This window comes from Streptosporangium sp. NPDC049644, assembly GCF_040675205.1.
Taxonomy (GTDB): Bacteria; Actinomycetota; Actinomycetes; order Streptosporangiales; family Streptosporangiaceae; genus Streptosporangium; species Streptosporangium fukuiense.
Window position 1 is genome coordinate 1 of the sequence record NZ_JBFAOJ010000139.1, and the last position, 16,797, is coordinate 16,797.

Consider the following 16,797-nt stretch of genomic DNA (forward strand, 5'->3'; position numbering starts at 1 on the left):
GGGTCGCCTCCGGCGAGGGCCCGGTGTCTCACCGCTTCGCCGGCCGAGCGGATCAGCCTTCGGCCACCGGTGGCCGAAGGGCCGCGAGGGTCTTCTCCCCGCCTGGATCGGCCTCGACACTGGCCGGCACCAGGGCCACCTCGTCCACGCCGGCGCGGCCGTAATCGGCGAGCCGGTCACGGACCGTCGCCTCGTCGCCCACCAGGCCGACCGACTGGATCAGCTCGACGGGGACGGCGGCCAGCAGCTCCCTCGGGTGCGGCCTGGTGCGGGCGAACTCGACGACGTCGCCGAACCCGGCCTCGGTGAACATCTCGCCGTAGCCGGGGGCGGCCAGGTAGCCGACCACGGCGCGGCGCAGCTGCTCGACCGCGGCCTCGGTGGGGTTCACCGCGGCGCAGACCCAGGCGGCCACCCGGGGGGTCTCGCGCCCGGCCACGGTGGCGGCGTCACGCAGCCGCCGGACCAGGGCCGCCGCCGAGGCCGGGGTGATCAGGTTCAGCACCATCCGGTCGGCGAGGGCGGCGGCGACGCCGACGGCCGCCGGGCCGAACGCCGCCACGGTCAGCTCCGAGCGGGGGGCGTCCAGCCGCAGGTGGTAGCCGCGGGCATGGACGGTCTCCCCGTCGAAGGAGGGCTTGCGCCCGTCGAGCAGCTCCCGCAGCACCGTGGCCGACTCCCGCAGCCTGGTCGCCGGGCGGCTCCGGTCGCGGCCGTGCCATTCGGCCACGACCAGGGGGCTGGAGGTGCCGACCGCGACGCCGACCCGGCGCCCGGTCAGGTCGGCGACCGACGCCACGCCGCGGGCGATCGTCATCGGGTCGCGTACGGCCACCGCCAGCGGGCCCACGGTCAGCCCGATCCGCTCGGTCCGCAGGCCGATCGCCGAGGCGAGCGCGAAGGCGTCGTAGGTGGCCATCTCGCCCACCCACAGCTCGTCGTAGCCGAGCCGGTCGGCGGCGCGGGCGGTCAGCAGGGCCTCGCCGGGCGGCCGGTCCTGCCAGAACCCCAGTGACACCGCCGGCCGGGGGGTCCGCGGGAGAGCGGCGGCTCCGGCCGGACCGGTCACGTCGGTCGATCGGGTCATGGCACACGCTCCAGCACGGTGGCGCTCCCGGTTCCGGCGGCGCCGCTGACCGCGACCACGCCGTAGCGTCCACCGGTCCGCTCCAGCTCGTCCACGCAGGACGCCAGCAGGATCGGGCCGGTGGCGCCGAAGGCGTGCCCCATCGCGATCGTCCCCCCGTTGGGGTTGAGCTGCTCGTCGGTGACACCGAGGTCCCGCTGGAACTTCAGGCAGGTCGCCGCGAACGCCTCGGCGATCTCGAACACGTCGACGTCGCCGGGCACCAGCCCCGCGCGCTTCAGGGCCTTCTCCGCGGCGGCCTGCCCGGCGGTGAGCATGATGACCGGGTCCACCGCGGCCGTGGCGGCGGCGACCACCCTGGCCCTCGGGCGGAGTCCGGACGCCGCCGCCGCGGCGGCGTCACCGAGCACGGCGATCCCGGCGCCGTCCGCGATCGCGGGTGAGGACCCGGCGGTGTGCAGGTGCCGGATCTCGCCGACCTCGGGGCGCCTGCGCCGGACGAGGTCGTCCTGTCCCTTGGCGCCGAGCGCGGCGAAGGCGGGCTCCAGCGCGGCGAGGCTCTCGGCGGTGGTGCCCGGCCGGACGGTCTCGTCATGGTCGAGCACGACCTGGTCGCCGTGCCGCACGGGCAGCAGCGAGCCGGCGAACCTGCCCTGCTCCCAGGCGGCGGCGGCGCGGCGCTGGCTGCGCAGCGCGTAACCGTCGAGCTGCTCGCGCTCCAGTCCTTCGAGGGTGGCGATGAGGTCGGCGGCGATGCCCATCTGCACCGAGCCGACCCGCTCCACGACCTCCCGGTCAGACCAGATCGGCGCCTGGTCGGCGAACATCGGCACCCGGGACACCGACTCCACGCCGCCGGCGGCGATCAGGCCCGCCGAGCCGAAGGCGATGTGCGCGGCGGCGGTGTTGATCGCGTCGACGCCGGAGGCGCAGAACCGGTTGAGGGTCATCCCGGAGGCGGACTCGCCCCAGCCGGCCAGCACGGCCGCGGTGCGGGCCAGGTCGCCGCCCTGCTCCCCGGTCTGGGTGGCCGATCCGACGATCAGGTCCTCGACCAGGCCGGGCAGCGCCGCGGCCCGGTCGCCGACGCCCGCCAGCAGCCGGGTCAGCAGCTCCAGCGGGGTGATCCCGGAAAGGCCGCCGCCCGGACGTCCCTTCCCGCGCGGGGTGCGCAGGGTGGCGAGCACGTAGACGTCGGTCATCGGGCGCCTCCCGCGGCGCGTAGCTGGTCGGCGCGGACCCAGGTGGCGTGGAACCCGATGGGAACGCGCCGGGGCAGCAGCACCCTGCCGACCGGCCCTGCGGTGACGTCGGCGGCGTCGAAGATCGCGACCTCGGCGCGCCCTGCCCGCTCGTCGTTGACGAAGCTGACCAGGTAGCCGTCGGTCTCGCTGGTGGAGCCGTCGCGGGGGGCGAACGGTGCCTCCGAGCCCCACCGTCCGGGCCCGAACCTGTGCTCCTGCTTCTCGCCGGTCGCCGAGTCGAACCGGACGAGCCCGTCGAACAGCAGGGTCTCCGCGGTGGCGAGGTGCATGTTGTAGGAGTAGCGGTGCGGCCGGCCCATGACGCGCGAGTCGACGCTGGGGAATTCGATGTTGTCGTCGTCCAGCGGGCCCTCGGACGTCCGCCCGGTGCGCAGGTTGAACCGGTAGCGGTAGATGTGCGCGTTGAGCCGCAGGTAGGCCAGCATCTGGGCGATCTTCGAGGTGTAGGTCGCCTGGTGCTGCGGGTTCTTCACCCGGCAGACGTCGAGGACGATCTCGTCGCCGTCCTCCCAGGAGTTGATGACGTGGTAGATGTAGCAGGGCTGGGCGTCGAACCACCGGATCGTGTCGCCGGCGCCGTACCGGGGGAGCACGCCGAACCTGGCGGGCAGCGAGCGCTCGAAGGAGATGCGGTACTTCCCGGCGGCGCGGGCCCGCTGGTCCTGGATCAGCGGCAGGTCCATCAGGATCGTGTGGTTCGGGGTGATGGCCATGTCGTGCGGCAGCCGGGGCCCCGGCAGGTCGATGTCGGTCACGTGGGTGACCGCGCCCTCCGGGCCGACGATGCCGTAGCGCATGTACGGCGGGCCGTCCGGGCCGTAGTCGAACCACAGCAGCTCACCGGTGGCCTCGTCGACCTTGGGGTGGGCCATCATGTCGCCGTTCAGGGTGCCGAGGAAGTTCTCCGCGCCCAGGGTCTCCAGCGACAGCGGATCGATCGCGTAGGGGGTCCCGCACAGGTACCAGGTGGCCAGCACCTTTCCCCGGTGGTAGGTCACGTCGGTGTTGGCGGAGTCCTTGATGCCCAGGCCGTGCCCGTTGCCGAACGGGTTGCCCTTCGGATTCTCCATCACGCCGGTCCACAGCGCCTCGCCGGCCGCGGACTCCTGGTGGTAGGCGGCGGTGCGCACGTAGCGGTTGCGGTAGCGCGCCCGGCCGTTCTCGAAGTGCATCGCGTGGATCATGCCGTCGCCGTCGAACATGTGGTAGCGGCCGGGCGCCTCGAAGCGGCGGTTGGGCCCGTTGCGCAGGAAGACCCCGTTGAGGTCCGCGGGGATCTCGCCGACCACCTCCAGGTCCTCGGCGGTCAGTTCGTCCTGAACGGCGGCGAACACTCCCATCAGGTACGGGTTCGGCTCGTCGCCGTTCTCGGCGACCGCCCGGGCCACGGCGATCGGCTGCGGCTGCTGTGTCATCTCGACGCCCCTTTCGTGCGACGACCAAACACTTCTATAAGAGAAGTCAGAGGCCAAAGTAGCATGACCGTCTGACGACGGAAAGCACGGAAAGGCGGAACGGGTGGCGGAAGACCGACGGCCCAGCGCGATCGGGCAGGCGTTGCTGGCGATCAGCGACCAGTGGACGCTGCTGATCCTGCAGCGGGCCTTCCTGATGCGCACCCGCCGGTTCGCGGACTGGCGTGACGAGCTGGGCATGTCGGAGTCGGTACTGGCCAACCGGCTCAAGGAGCTCGTCGCCGGAGACCTGCTGCGCCCGGCCCCCTACCGCGAGCAGGGCCGCACCCGCACCGAGTACCTGCTGACCGAGCGCGCGCTGGAACTGTGGCCGCTGCTGGTGGAGATCTGGTCCTGGGAGCGCAGCTGGGTGCCCCGGCGCCGCGGGCTGCCGGAGCTGATCCACGACGCCTGCGGCAGGCGCACCGACGTCGAGCTCGGTTGCGCGGCCTGTGACCGGGCCCCGGTCACCGCCCGCGACACCGAGACCCTGCGGGGCTCGGCCACCTTCGCCCAGGTGGCGGTGCCGCGCCACCACCGCAGGACGGTCCGCGACGACGTCGAGCGCGACCCGCTGTCGTACTTCCCGGAGACGTTCGAGCTGCTCGGCGACCGATGGAGCACCGTGATGCTCGCGGCCACCTTCCTCGGGGTGCGCCGGTTCGCCGACTTCCAGTCCGAGCTCGGCATGGCCCCGTCCGTGCTGTCCGACCGGCTGCGGCGGTTCACCGAGCTCGGGGTGCTCAGCGCCGGGGAGAGCGACGGCGGGCGTCCCCGGTACCTGCTGACCGACAAGGGCCTGGCCTTCTTCGGGGTGTTCGCCTTCATCGTCGACTGGGCCCAGCGGTGGTACGCCGGCCCGCCGGGCACCGACCTGCTGATCACCCACCGCGCCTGCGGCCGGCCCTTCCGGCCCTACCTGCGCTGCCTGTCGTGCGGCACGCCGCTGAACCGTACCGAGGTGCGCTTCGCGCTCGGCGACGGGCAGGCCGCGACGACCGCCGCCTCCCACCCCCTGGCGAGTGGCGACGGCCGCCCTTGACCCGTAGCAGACCGGTGCCCGTTAGTGACCGGTGACGGCCGGCCGTCGCGACTGGGTGACGCGGAACCGTCCGGTGACGAAGGAGTCGTCGGTGAGCGAGGCGTTGCCCGCCGGATTGAGACCGGTGACGTGGTAGTCGCTGTAGGCGGCGGAGAAGTTCAGCGGCATCGGTCCGGTGAGGTTGCAGGTCACCGCGGCGCCGGCGGTCGCGTAGCCGGCCTCCACCCGGTCCAGGTACGCCTCGTCCGTGGCGTAGGCGAACGCGGTGATCGCCCCCCGTTCCCGCGCGTCCCGGGTGGCCCGCTCCAGCGCCTGGTCGGCGTCGTCACAGTCGATCACGAACGCGACCGGTCCGAACCGCTCCTCCCCGTACAGGTCGTGGTCGGCGATGTCCACCTGCGCCAGCAGCGGCCCGCTGGTGCGCGCCCTCGGGTGGTCGGGATGCCGGTAGGGGTGCGGCTCGAGGACGATTCGGCCGCGCGCGGCCGCCCGGTCGCGCACCTCCTCCAGCAGCCGCAGGGTGTTCGGCGATTGGACGGTGGCGAGCACCGCGGCGGCCCGCCGGGGCACCGTGCTGATGGCCTGTACGGCCTCGGCGAGCCCGGTCGCGAAGTCCGCGGCGCTCACCGTGCCTCCGGCGGTGGGCACGCCGCCGCGCGGCACGTAGATGTTCTGCGGGCTGGTGCACATCTGCGCGGAGAACAGGCACAGCGAGCCGGCCAGCGCGCGCAGCACCGGCTGCAGCTCCCCGACCGAGTGCACCAGCACCGAGTTCGCCCCCGAGGTCTCGGTGTAGGCGACGGCGGGGAAGGCGTTGGCCTCCACCCAGGAGCCGAAGGCGGCCGAGCCGGTGAAGTCCACGATCCGGGTCGCCGGATGCCGCACCAGGAGCCTGGTGACCGGTTCGGCCGCCGTGTCCACGGCCAGCCCCACCAGCTCGGGGGAGAAACCCGCCTCGGCGAGGACCTCACGGCAGACGCGCACCGCCAGCGCCATCTGCAGCACCGAGCCGGGATGCGGCTTGACGATCACCGGGTTTCCGGTGACCAGGCTCGCGAACAGCGCGGGGTAGACGTTCCAGGCGGGGAAGCTCGCACAGGCGATCACCACGGCGACCCCCTTGGGCATCAGCCGGTACCGCTTCACCATCTCCACGGTGGTGGTGCCGAACGCGCGCGACCACCGCGCCGTGCCGGGCACCCGGGACATCGCCGCGTACGCCTGCGCGATCGCCTCGATGCCGCGGTCGAGCGCGTTGGTCCCGCTGCCGGCGTAGCTCATCCCGAAGCTCTGCCCGGCGGTGTGCATCGCCGCGTACGAGAACTCGAAGGAGCGGAGGTAGATCCGCTCGCAGATCTCCAGGCACACCCCGGCCCTGGTCCGCGGGTCGGCCTCCCGCCAGCGCGGCCACGCCCGGGTGGCGGCGGCGAACAACTCCTCGACGTCCGCCCGCGGGTAGCACACGCCCAGCGGCTCACCGGTGTAGGGGGAGACCTCGTCGGGCTGCGCCACCGGGGCGCCGGGCCCGCCGAGGTCGAAGGGACGGCCCAGCAGCGCCTCGAACGCGGCCCTCCCCTCCGCCCGGGCCCGCTCCCCGCCGGGATGGTCGGCCGGCGACTCGCCGAACGCCGTCCAGCTCTCGCGGGAGCGGCACGCCTCGATCGCGCGGTCGAGGGTCGCGCGGTGCCTGTCGAACAGATCCGTTGCCATGTCGCCATTCCGTCCGGCTCGTGCGGGGATCACCCCGGCCCCATCCATCTGGCTTCGTTTATAGTACTAATATTCCGCCGACGAAACCCCGGAGGTGGTCGTGGTTATCGGCCTGCTCCCGCACCGGGCGGCCGCCCGATTCGGTGGCGGGCCCGCACTGCCGGGCCCGGACGGGGCGCGCGGCTTCCCCTGAACGCCGAGAACCGTGACGACCTGGGCAAGGCGTTCGCCGAAGGCCGGCCGCGCACCGGGGACATCGGCCACCTCGGCGACGGCGGCCATGCCGACCGCACCTCTGCCCGGTGTGGCCGGCCGAGCGATTCAGGGATGACCCGCCGCAGATCAGACACCTTGTCGGGCGTGTGAGGTGTGCTCTCGTCGGAGGTGTCCGTACGGGAGAAGGTGCGGGAAACGAACTACAGGTACCTGGCGGTCGTCATATCAGGAGCATCTGGACTTCGGCAGTGGGGAGAAAGCATGCTCGTCGATCGTCACCTTGACTGGGACGGCTGTTACAACGTCCGGGACCTCGGCGGTTTCCGGACCGGTGAGGGGCGTGTGACCCGCCGGGGCGCCGTCGTCCGTTCGGACAGCCCTGACCGGCTCACCCCGGCGGGCTGGTCGGCGCTCGCCGCGTACGGCGTCCGCACGGTCGTCGATCTGCGCAACCACGAGGAACGCCGGGCGGCCGCCGAGGCTCGCCCGACCGGGGTCGACGTCGTACACGCCCCGCTGGACGACCTGGCCGACACCGGGTTCTGGGAAGTCTGGGGGCAGGGGCTGCAGGGTACGCCGCTCTACTACCGGCCCTTCCTCGACCGTTTCCCGGAGCGGTGCGCCGCGGCCGTCGCCGCCGTCGCCCATGCCAGGCCCGGCGGCGTTCTCATCCACTGCGCCGTGGGCCGTGACCGCACCGGGCTGATCACCCTGCTGCTGCTCGCCCTGGCGGGCGTCGCGCACGAGGACATCGCCTCCGACTACGAGCTGAGCGCCGACCGCCTGAGGCCGCTTTTCGCGACGCTGGGCGTGGCCGACCAGGGGCCGATCGTCCGGGAGGTCCTGCTGCGGGAGAACACCTCCGTCCGTGCGGCCGTTCTCGCCACATTGGAGTCGCTGGACGCCGACGCCTACCTGCGCGCGGCGGGCCTGGGCGCCGATGATCTCGCGGCTGTCCGGGCCAGGCTGCTCACCTCCTAGAAGCGCCGATGCAGGAACGCGGACCCGGCGGTACGCCCGGCGAGGACCGGCCATCCCGCGGCGCTGGACGGCGCCGTTCTAGGTGGACGTCCCGGCCTCAAGGATCGAGACGATGGAGAAGAGGGTGAAGCACACCGCGCCCAGCCCCACCATCACGCGGGCGGGGATGAAGAACTGTGGATCGGTGACCGCCGCCTCGGACAGGAAGGCGGAGAAGAACAGGCAGATCAGCGCGGTGGTCACCGGCAGGATGGGAATGCGGTTCGCGAGCGGGAAGGAGCGGCGCCACACCAGGGCCAGCAGCAGTGCCTTAGACAGGATGCTGAAACAGACCAGCGCGAGGCCGATCAGGATGTAGCCGGGAGCTATCCGGTAGGGCAGGTCGGAGCCGAGCAGGACGTACAGGCCCAGCGCGAAGCTGATCGTTCCCATGATGACGACCAGCCAGCTCCACCGGTATCGCTCCGTGTCGCGGAAGACGTTGCGAACCTGGCGGACGATGCTCGCCACCAGCGCGATCAGGCTGGCGCAGATCGCCGACAGCCCGAAGAGGACGTGGCCGGCGACATAGGTGGAGCTCTCCCCCCAAAAGAGCAGGCCGAAGGCGACGGCGAATCCCACGACGGCGCAGACCATCGGGACCGCGATCAGTGTCATGCCCACCCGTTCCAGGTAGGCGCCCTCCGGCGGCCCGGCGTCCGGGGCGCGGGCGGCGTTGTACGGGATGAGGCCGAAGGCCGTGGACGCCGTGGCCACGGTGCTCACGCAGGTGGCGATGAGGCCGATCCCGATGATGACGAAACCGGCGACGACGAACCTGCTCTCGTCGCCCCGGGTCACCGTGAAGATGCCCCAGCCGATGGTGGCGAGGGCGACGAGGTAGCCCGTCAACGGCAGCGCGACCCGCCACAGCAGGTCGTAACGGTTGATCAGCTGGCGAATGATCGTCGCGGCGGTGGTGAAGAGCGCGTAGCAGATCGCGGTCAGCGCGATGTTCACATGACCGGCGACGAAGTGGTCGGCGTCCTCGCCCCCGCTGTTGATGTAGAGGCCGAAGGCGAGGCAGACGGCCCCGAGTACCAGCGGTATGGCGCGGAACAGAACGCTTATCACGATGTTCATGGCTTCCTCCGGCAGATCCACCGCGCGGCCTGTCCGCACCGCTCGTGGCGCGCACCGTCGCGTCGCCACGCGGAGGCGCGCCCGTGACAGCACGATCGCCCTACCTGGGCTTCCGCTCTTTCGGTGCCACACCGGTCTTTCGTATCCGTACTCCTTGTTTGCCGCTTTCATGCCGGTGCCAGATATCGCCCGTAAGGTGGAACGAGGGCTTCAACCAGGGTTTTCCGGGTGAGAAATGCCGGTGGCCGGAGCACGGATCAGGGGCGGCCGATCCCGGCCAGCAGGTTCCTGACGAGGGCCTCGGCGAACTCGTCGGTGAGGGGCTGGTCGGGGATGAGGAGGCGGTGGTAGCAGGCGCCCCAGAGCTGGTCGACGACCACCTCGGGGTCGACGTCCTCGCGTAGCCGCCCGCGCTCCTTGGCGCGCTCCAGCGCCTCGACGGCGAGTGCTCTGCGCGGTGCCGAGTAGCGTTCGCGAAGGAGCGCCGACAGCTCGGGGTCGGTCTGGGCGTGGCCGATGAGCTCCGGCATCACGCGCCCGGCCCGGGTGTCGCGCATCAGGTGGACGAAGGCGCGCAGCTGCGCGGTGAGGTCGGCGGCGATGTCGCCGGTGTCGGGAAAGGCCAGAGTGGGGCCGACGGCGTCGAAGTAACCGTCGAGTGCCAGCGCCCCCTTGGACGGCCACCACTTGTAGAGCGTCACCCTGCTCGCGCCCGACAGGGCCGCGACCCTCTCGATGGTGAAGGCGGCCATTCCCTCGGTGAGCAGGAGCTCACCGGCCGCGCGCAGGACCTCGCGGCGCACCTCGGCGGCCGGGCGGCGTCCGCGTCCGCGACGGGCGGGTTCGGGGGCCTGCTGCGTCACCATCTACCTCCTGAAATATATGGACATTGTGTTTACATTCATATATATACATAGTGTACACAAATTCCTGAGGGAGTCGCCGATCATGAGCAGCACAGCAGCCCGCGTCGCCATCGTCACCGGAGGCTCACGCGGCATCGGACGCCAGGTCGTGGCCCGGCTCGCCGCCGACGGATACGCGATCGTGGTCAACTACGCGAGCAACGACGCCGAGGGGCAGGCCGCCGTCGCGGAGGCCGTCGGCAGAGGTGGCCAGGCGATCGCCGTCCGGGCCGACGTTGGCGATCCCGAGGCGGTCGCCGCGCTCTTCGACGCCGCCGAACAGACCTTCGGCGGCGTCGACGTGGTGGTCCACGCCGCCGGGATCATGAACCCGCCGACCCCGCTCGCCGAGCTCGACCTGAACGTGCTGGACCGCGTACTGCGCGTCAACGTACGCGGCACCTTCGCCGTCGCCCAGCAGGCCGCACGGCGGCTGCGCCGAGGGGGAGCCCTGATCACCTTCTCCACCTCGGTCATCGGGCTGGCCCTTCCCGGATACGGCGCCTACGCCGCGTCCAAGGGGGCCGTCGAGGGCCTGACCCTCATCCTGGCCCGCGAGCTGCGCGGCAGGGACGTCACCGTCAACACCGTCGCCCCCGGGCCCACCGCCACCGACCTCTTCCTGAAGGGCAAGGACGAGGAGACCGTCGCCAGGCTGGCCGCCCAGCCGCCACTGGAGCGGCTGGGCCTGCCCGCCGACATCGCCGAGGCCGTGGCCTTCCTCGCGGGCCCCGCCCGCTGGGTCAACGGCCAGGTGCTCCGGGTCAACGGTGGAATCGTGTGAACCCGGAACCCGGAACGGCTTAGCGGATCTGCCGCCTGCCGTACATCTTCACCACGGTCACGACGCCGCCGGCGGCCACCGCGACCTGGAGGGCCAGCGCTCGATCCAGTCGATTCCCCGGGTGTCGGCCACCCCCAGCACCGTGGCGACGGCGGTGCCGATGAACGCGGCGACGATGCCGATGAAAACGACCGGCATGACTCCTGGAATCCGGCGGCCAGGTCCGCCGCGGAACGGTTCGACCGGCCCACGGGGCCCGAGCGGGTGGGCGGGACTCTGTCACGGGGGTGCGGTCACGGGGGCGCGCAGATGAGGCCGATGACGTTCTCACGCCTGGCCCCCCGCTCGAAGGCCGCGGTGTAGGCGCGCGTACCGAGTGCGTGCCGTACCAGGTGGTCGGCCTCGGCGTGGGCGTCGTGAAACGGCCGCAGTCCGATGAGCGCCACCCCGGTCGTACGCCGCAACCGGTGCGCGGCGCCGAGCAGTTCGGCGGCGTGGTCGTGCCGACCGGTGGCGGCGATGGTCCAGGCGAGCGCCTCAAGGCCCCACACGGGCCCCCAGCGGTCGTCGATGTCGTACTGGCGGCGCAGCGAGTCGCGGAAAAGCGCGGCGGCCCGTACCGGGTCGCCGTGGCGCAACTCCGCGAGACCGAGGCCCCACAGCGCCCAGGAGTAGGCCCAGGCCCCGCCGAGCGCCTCGGCGTCGGCCAGGTAGGCGTCACCGGCGGCGACGGCGGTGTCCCGGTCACCGAGGAAGGCGCAGGCCATGGCCCAGAGCATCGTCGCCATGTGGGCGTCACCGGTCGCGCCGTCCGCCAGGAACCGGTCCCTCGCCCGCGCCAGCAGCGGGATGGACCGCGGATCCCCGTGGATGAGCAGCACATGGGCGCCCTCGACGTAGGTGACGGTGGCGGGGGCGTTACCGTCGGGGAACCGCGAGGTCAGACGGCGGCAGCGGGTCAGGAACTCCTCGGCGCCCCGCCTGTCGCCCTGGCAGAGGGCGATCCAGGCGACCAGGGCCACCGCACCGATCTGGAGCGGGTCCGGCGGGCGCGGAGAGAGCGCGAGCCCCCGCTCCAGCCAGTGGCGGCCCTCGCCGATGGTGCTGCTGAAGAACCAGAACCGGGTCCTGGTGAGGTTGGCGGTGATCTCCAGCCCGCTCCGGGCCTCGCCGGGTTCGGTGACGCAGAAGTCCAGTGCCGCCCGGAGGTTCGGCAGTTCCTGCCGCAGCCGCGACAGCCACTCGACCTCGCGGGGACCGCACCAGTCGGCCGCGGCCCGTGCGACGGTGCTCCGGTAGTGGTCACGGTGGCGTCGCCGCACCGCGGTCTCCTGACCGAGGTCGACCAGACGCTGCTTGCCGTACTGGCGGATGGTCTCCAGCAGGCTGTAACGCGTCCTGCCGCCCCGGGTGCTCACGACCAGGATGGACTTGTGCGCCAGGGACGCCAGAACGTCGATGACGTCGTGGCGGTCGATGCCCGCGCCGGAGCACACCGACTCGGCCGCCTCCAGGTCGAACCCGCCGGAGAAGACCGACAGCCGTGCCCAGAGCAGCCGCTCGTGCTCGGTGCACAGGTCGTGGCTCCAGCCGACGACGCCTCCCAGAGTCCGGTGATGGCGGGGTGTGTTCTGGGCGTCGTTGTCGGCCAGCAGCCGGAACCGGTCGTCGAGCCGGTCGAGGATCTCCTCCGCCGAGAGCGTCCCCAGCCGGACCGCCGCCAGCTCGATCGCCAGCGGGACACCGTCCAGCCGTCCGCACAGCTGCGCGACGACACCGCGGTTGTGTCGCGTGATCCGGAAGTCCGGAGCGGAGGCCGCGGCGCGGTCGGCCAGCAGGGTCACCGCCTCGTAGCAGGTCAGCGGCGGCTCGGTCTCCTCGCTCGGAGAGGTTGTGGGCGGTACGGCGAGGGGTGGCACCGCCAGGACGTGCTCGCCCTGGACGCCGAGCCGCTGCCGGCTGGTGGCCAGCACCCGCAGGCCGGGCACCGCGCGCAGGAGCACGGTCACCAAGGTCGCGGCCGCCCTCACCATGTGCTCGCAGTTGTCCAGCACCAGCAACGTCCTGCTGTCACGCAGACGCTCGATCAGGATGTCCACGCAGGGGCGCGCGGACTGGTCGCGGATTCCGAGAGCCTGCGCCACCGTCCGGTCGAGCAGTCCGGGCTCGGTCAGCGGGGCGAGGTCGGCGATCCACACCCCGTCAGGGAAGGCGGGCGACACCTGCGCGGCCAGCCGCAGCGCCAGCCGGGTCTTGCCCACCCCGCCCACCCCGGTCAGCGTGACCAGGCGGCTGGTCTCCAGCCGCCGCCCGGCGTCGGCGAGCTGCCGTTCCCTGCCCACGAACGTCGTCATCTCGCTGGGGAGATTGCCGGAGGGCCCCTTGGCGGTGAGTGCGGGATCGTTGTTGAGAATCCGCTGGTGCAGCTCCCGCAGTTCCGCGCCGGGATCGACGCCGAGTTCCTCGGCGAGGATCTCCCTGACGGAGTGGTGGCAGCGCAGGGCCTCGGCCTGGCGCCCCGACCGGTACAGCGCCAGCATTCGCTGTGCCCAGAACCGCTCCCGGAGCGGATGCGCGGCGGTCAGCCTCCGCAGCTCGGTGAGCACCTCCTCGTGGCGGTCCAGCGCCAGGTCGGCCTCGATGCGGGACTGGAGCGCGTCCAGCCTGCGCTCGGCCAGCACGGGAGCGACCTCGCGTCGCAGCGTCTCCGACGGGATGTCCTGCAGCGGTTCCCCGCGCCACGATCGCAGCGCCTCCGCCAGCAGTGCCGACGCCGCCTTCATGGAGCCCGCCGCGGCCGCGGCCCTGGCGCGGCCGGTCAGGGTGTCGAAGCGGTGCAGGTCGAGCCGGTCGCCGTCCACCCTGAGCAGGTAGCCGCGCGGGCAGGTCAGCAGGGGACCGTCATCCCCGGCGCACCCCAGCAGGTGCCGGCAGCGCAGCACGTAGTTCTGCAGGGTGTTCCGGGCACCGCGGGGCGGGACCTCTCCCCACAGGTGGTCCATCAGCGTCTCGACGGGGACCGTCCTGTTGGCGTCGAGCAGCAGTGACACGAGCAACGTCCGCAGCTTGGCCGCCCGGATCGGCACCGGAACACCGTCCCGCAGCACCTCGAACGGCCCCAGAACCCTGAACTCGAAACCCGAGCCTGCCGTTTCCACCACCCAATGTAATCACAATGTTTCCCTCCGCGATCGGGTGTGTACGTCAAGTGCGCCCCGGATGCGCGGCGAGCGACCGGTGACAGGCGCCGAGGGGTGAGCGCGAGGTGACCGGCGAGTGAGTGGCCGGCGGCACGGTGTGCGGTGACGGCGGGGCGACGCGCCCGGCTGATCTTCACCCGACAGGAAGGGCACCTCATGTTCAAGCGTGTGACCGGGATCGTGGCGGCGGCGATCGCGGCGGCGGTGATGCTCACCGCCGCCCCCGCTCCCGCCGGCGCGGCCTCGTTCTCCCGGGAGCTCGCGGCCGTGGCACAGGCCGCGGGCGTCTCGGAGGAGACCGCCTACTCCATGGCGGTGTCGCTGGTGAGCAGCGACCCGGAGGACGAGTACCGCTTCCCCGACGAGGAGTTCCAGGACGCCCCCCGCTCCTGGAGCGCGGTCCTGGCGTTCGTCAAGAGATTCTGGCGTCAGATCGTCGACGCGGCCAAGGCCGCCGGTGAGTGGGCGTGGTGGAAGGCGGGCAAGTGCGCCACCGGCGCCGTGACCGAGGTCTGGAACAAGTTCGGCGGAGACCTGACCGATCCGGAGGCGGTACTGGCCGTGGCCGTCTACGGCTGCCTGAAGGGCCTGCGTGGCTGATCGTCCCGCCTGGCGGGTGGCGCCCCCGATCGACGGATCGGGGGCGCCACCCGTTGGTTCGCGCCCGGGGCGTTGGTGACGACGGGGAGCCGATGGAAGCCCGCCGGGTGGCCGGGCCGGATGAGCTCGTCGTGCATCCTGCGGTGTCCCGGATCTCCACGTGTGGCGTTCGAGCCGCCGAGATCTAGCTCGATATATGTCGAAATTATGGTGATCGAGACAGGGGGCCCATCCATAGACATTTCGTACTTCCTGCCCATAACATCAAGCCTTCTTGGGGCAGCCTTTACTGTCCCTTGACCTTTGGTCGGGGCCTTTCCCGCCCCGCACTGATCGTTCGGGAAGGTTTGTCGATGTCTGTAACACGCCTGGTGACGGGTTCTGGGGCGCCAACGGCCCTCCGCAGCCCGAGGTCGGCACGCCGCGGCGCCGCGGCGCTGGGTCTCGCCGCCACCATGACCTTCGCCGGGGTAGCGGCGACCTCGGCCCCCGTCAGCGCGGCCGCCGATCCCTCCGTCGGACCGGTCTTCACGGACGGCATGGCCCAGCCGGTGTTCTCGACGAACCGCAACGACTGGCTTCGTGAGGAGGTGTGGGTCGAGACCCCGATCGACAGTGACGGCGACGGACGGAACGACCGGGTGCACGCCGAGGTCACCCGCCTCCGGGAGACGGAGACGGCCGGTTTGAAGTCGCCCGTCGTGTACGAGGTCAGCCCCTACTACGCGGGCGGCAACTCGGTCGCGAACCACAACGTCGATCACGAGCTCCACGAGGCACTCCGTCCGGGCAAGGGCTGGATGAACCGCGGTGGTTCGACGAAGGACCCGGCGACCGACGAGCGGCTGGCCGCCGCCGGCGTGACAGGCGTGGCCGAGGGGGACGAGGCCGTCACGGGCACCGGCCCGCAGCCCGCGATCAGCACCAGCCACGAGTCCAACTGGCTGCCTCGCGGTTTCGCGGTGGTCCACGCCGAGTCGCTGGGCAGTGGTAAGTCCGACGGCTGTCCGACCACCGGCGGGCGCAACGAGACCATCGGCGCGAAAGCGGTCGTCGACTGGCTGAACGGTCGCGCGAAGGCCTACGACGCCACCGGCAGGGAGGTCAATGCCACGTGGACGACCGGCAAGGTCGGCATGATCGGCACGTCGTACAACGGCACCCTGCCCAACGCGGTCGCGAGCACCGGCGTCGAGGGTCTCGAGGCCATCGTGCCGATCTCGGCGATCTCCAGCTGGTACGACTACTACCGCGCGAACGGCGCCGTCGTCGCCCCGGGCGGCTACCAGGGCGAGGACGCCGACGTGCTCGCGGAGTACGTCTACACCCGCGCGGACAGGCAGGTCTGCCGAAGCGTCATCGAGGAGCTCGCGAAGGCGCAGGACCGGGTCACCGGCGACTACAGCGCCTTCTGGGACGAGCGCAACTACCTGAACGACGTCGACAAGGTCCGCGCCGCGACGCTGGTCGCGCACGGGCTCAACGACTGGAACGTCAAGACCAAGCACGCCGCGCAGTGGTACGAGGCGCTCAAGGCGCGCGGGGTGCCGCACAAGATCTATCTGCACCAGGGCGGGCACGGCGGTTCCCCGAGCGTCAACGTGCTCAACCGCTGGTTCACCCGCTACCTGTGGGGCCAGCAGAACGGCGTGGAGAACGACCAGCGGGCGCTGATCCAGCGCGAGGACAGGACGCTGGTGGAGTATCCCGAGTGGCCCGAGCCGGCCGCGGCCGCCACCGAGCTCAACCTGGCGCCCGCCACGGACGGCACCGCCGGTGTCCTCACCGGCGACAAGACCCGCCTGGGCAAGCCGGTGACCGAGACGATCGTCGACGACGCGTCGAAGCGGGCGCTGACCCTCGCCGACGCCGTGACGTCCCCCAACCGCCTGGCCTACAAGTCGGGGACGCTGGCCGGCGCGGTCCGGCTCAGCGGCACGCCGCAGATATCACTGCGGATGTCCTTCGGGCAGCCGGCCGCCAACGTCACGGCGCTGCTCGTCGACTACGACCAGAACGGCAAGGCGAAGATCATCACCCGGGGCTGGACGGACCCGCAGAACCGCAGGTCGATCTCCAAGACCGAGCCGGTCAAGCCGGGCAGCCCGTACCGCCTCGACTTCGACATGCAGCCGCATGACTACGTGTTCGCGGCGGGACACCGTATCGGCATCGTGCTGCTGTCGAGCGACTACGAGTACACCATCCGGCCCACCCCCGGCGCGACGCTGCACCTCGACACGACGAAGAGCACGGTCACGCTGCCGCTCGTCGGCGGGGCGGCCGCGTTCACCGCGGCGAACGGCTGACCCGAATACCCGCGGGGGGGGGGGGGGGCGGGGGGGGGGGGCGCCCCGCCCCCCGGGCCCCGAGAGAAACCCCCAGATCAACAAGGAGAAAAAAAAAAAAAAACAAAATAACCGAATAGTGT

13 protein-coding genes are annotated in these 16,797 nt (G+C 71.7%); 5 read left to right on the forward strand and 8 right to left on the reverse strand.

Going from position 1 to position 16,797, the window contains the following annotated elements; genetic code table 11:
• Positions 1-52: 52 nt before the first annotated feature.
• Genes AB0J58_RS41170 through AB0J58_RS41180 form a run of 3 tightly spaced genes read right to left on the reverse strand, consistent with a single transcriptional unit; the run spans position 53 to position 3,767 of the window.
• A complete protein-coding gene (locus AB0J58_RS41170; protein WP_364226427.1) occupies positions 53-1,087 on the reverse strand; it encodes an LLM class F420-dependent oxidoreductase in 1,035 nt (344 codons plus the stop codon).
• On the reverse strand, positions 1,084-2,289 hold the full coding sequence (locus tag AB0J58_RS41175) for an acetyl-CoA C-acyltransferase (protein ID WP_364226430.1): 1,206 nt from the start codon (positions 2,287-2,289) through the stop codon (positions 1,084-1,086). The genes AB0J58_RS41170 and AB0J58_RS41175 overlap by 4 nt, the downstream gene beginning before the upstream one ends.
• Positions 2,286-3,767, reverse strand: coding sequence for a carotenoid oxygenase family protein (locus tag AB0J58_RS41180; protein ID WP_364226433.1), 1,482 nt, complete (start codon positions 3,765-3,767; stop codon positions 2,286-2,288). Before AB0J58_RS41180 ends, AB0J58_RS41175 begins: the two co-directional genes overlap by 4 nt.
• Before the next feature lie 103 nt (positions 3,768-3,870).
• Here AB0J58_RS41180 and AB0J58_RS41185 point away from each other — a divergent pair, with 103 nt between their 5' ends.
• Positions 3,871-4,848, forward strand: a complete 978-nt coding sequence (locus AB0J58_RS41185; protein ID WP_364226436.1) for a helix-turn-helix domain-containing protein — start codon at positions 3,871-3,873, stop codon at positions 4,846-4,848.
• Positions 4,849-4,869: 21 nt separating this feature from the next.
• On the opposite strand, the gene paaN is transcribed toward AB0J58_RS41185, so the two are convergent.
• On the reverse strand, positions 4,870-6,558 hold the full coding sequence (gene paaN / locus AB0J58_RS41190; RefSeq protein WP_364226438.1) for a phenylacetic acid degradation protein PaaN: 1,689 nt from the start codon (positions 6,556-6,558) through the stop codon (positions 4,870-4,872).
• Positions 6,559-7,035: 477 nt separating this feature from the next.
• Between paaN and AB0J58_RS41195 the strand changes: the two genes are divergently transcribed.
• Complete coding sequence (locus AB0J58_RS41195) at positions 7,036-7,755, forward strand: tyrosine-protein phosphatase (protein ID WP_364226441.1); 720 nt, start codon at positions 7,036-7,038, stop codon at positions 7,753-7,755.
• Positions 7,756-7,833: 78 nt separating this feature from the next.
• Here the strand turns inward: AB0J58_RS41195 and AB0J58_RS41200 are convergent, their stop codons facing one another.
• Both AB0J58_RS41200 and AB0J58_RS41205 read right to left on the reverse strand, forming a co-directional pair.
• Entirely contained in the window at positions 7,834-8,877 is a 1,044-nt protein-coding gene (locus tag AB0J58_RS41200; RefSeq protein ID WP_364226444.1) for a DUF2776 family protein, read from the reverse strand.
• Between the two features lie 257 nt (positions 8,878-9,134).
• On the reverse strand, positions 9,135-9,743 hold the full coding sequence (locus tag AB0J58_RS41205) for a TetR/AcrR family transcriptional regulator (protein WP_364226446.1): 609 nt from the start codon (positions 9,741-9,743) through the stop codon (positions 9,135-9,137).
• Between the two features lie 82 nt (positions 9,744-9,825).
• Here AB0J58_RS41205 and AB0J58_RS41210 point away from each other — a divergent pair, with 82 nt between their 5' ends.
• Positions 9,826-10,566 carry an SDR family oxidoreductase gene (locus tag AB0J58_RS41210; protein ID WP_364226449.1) on the forward strand — a complete coding sequence of 247 codons (741 nt, stop codon included), beginning with the start codon at positions 9,826-9,828 and terminating at the stop codon, positions 10,564-10,566.
• 57 nt (positions 10,567-10,623) lie between these two features.
• Here AB0J58_RS41210 and AB0J58_RS41215 read toward each other — a convergent pair whose 3' ends face one another.
• Both AB0J58_RS41215 and AB0J58_RS41220 read right to left on the reverse strand, forming a co-directional pair.
• Positions 10,624-10,764: a hypothetical protein gene (locus tag AB0J58_RS41215; RefSeq protein WP_364226452.1), complete on the reverse strand. Its 141-nt coding sequence runs from the start codon at positions 10,762-10,764 to the stop codon at positions 10,624-10,626.
• A gap of 95 nt (positions 10,765-10,859) precedes the next feature.
• Positions 10,860-13,727: a BTAD domain-containing putative transcriptional regulator gene (locus tag AB0J58_RS41220; RefSeq protein ID WP_364226455.1), complete on the reverse strand. Its 2,868-nt coding sequence runs from the start codon at positions 13,725-13,727 to the stop codon at positions 10,860-10,862.
• A gap of 195 nt (positions 13,728-13,922) precedes the next feature.
• On the opposite strand from AB0J58_RS41220, the gene AB0J58_RS41225 reads away from it, so the two are divergent.
• Complete coding sequence (locus AB0J58_RS41225) at positions 13,923-14,366, forward strand: hypothetical protein (protein WP_364226458.1); 444 nt, start codon at positions 13,923-13,925, stop codon at positions 14,364-14,366.
• Positions 14,367-14,719: 353 nt separating this feature from the next.
• Positions 14,720-16,675, forward strand: coding sequence for a Xaa-Pro dipeptidyl-peptidase (locus tag AB0J58_RS41230; RefSeq protein ID WP_364226461.1), 1,956 nt, complete (start codon positions 14,720-14,722; stop codon positions 16,673-16,675).
• The last annotated feature ends 122 nt before the right edge of the window (positions 16,676-16,797 follow it).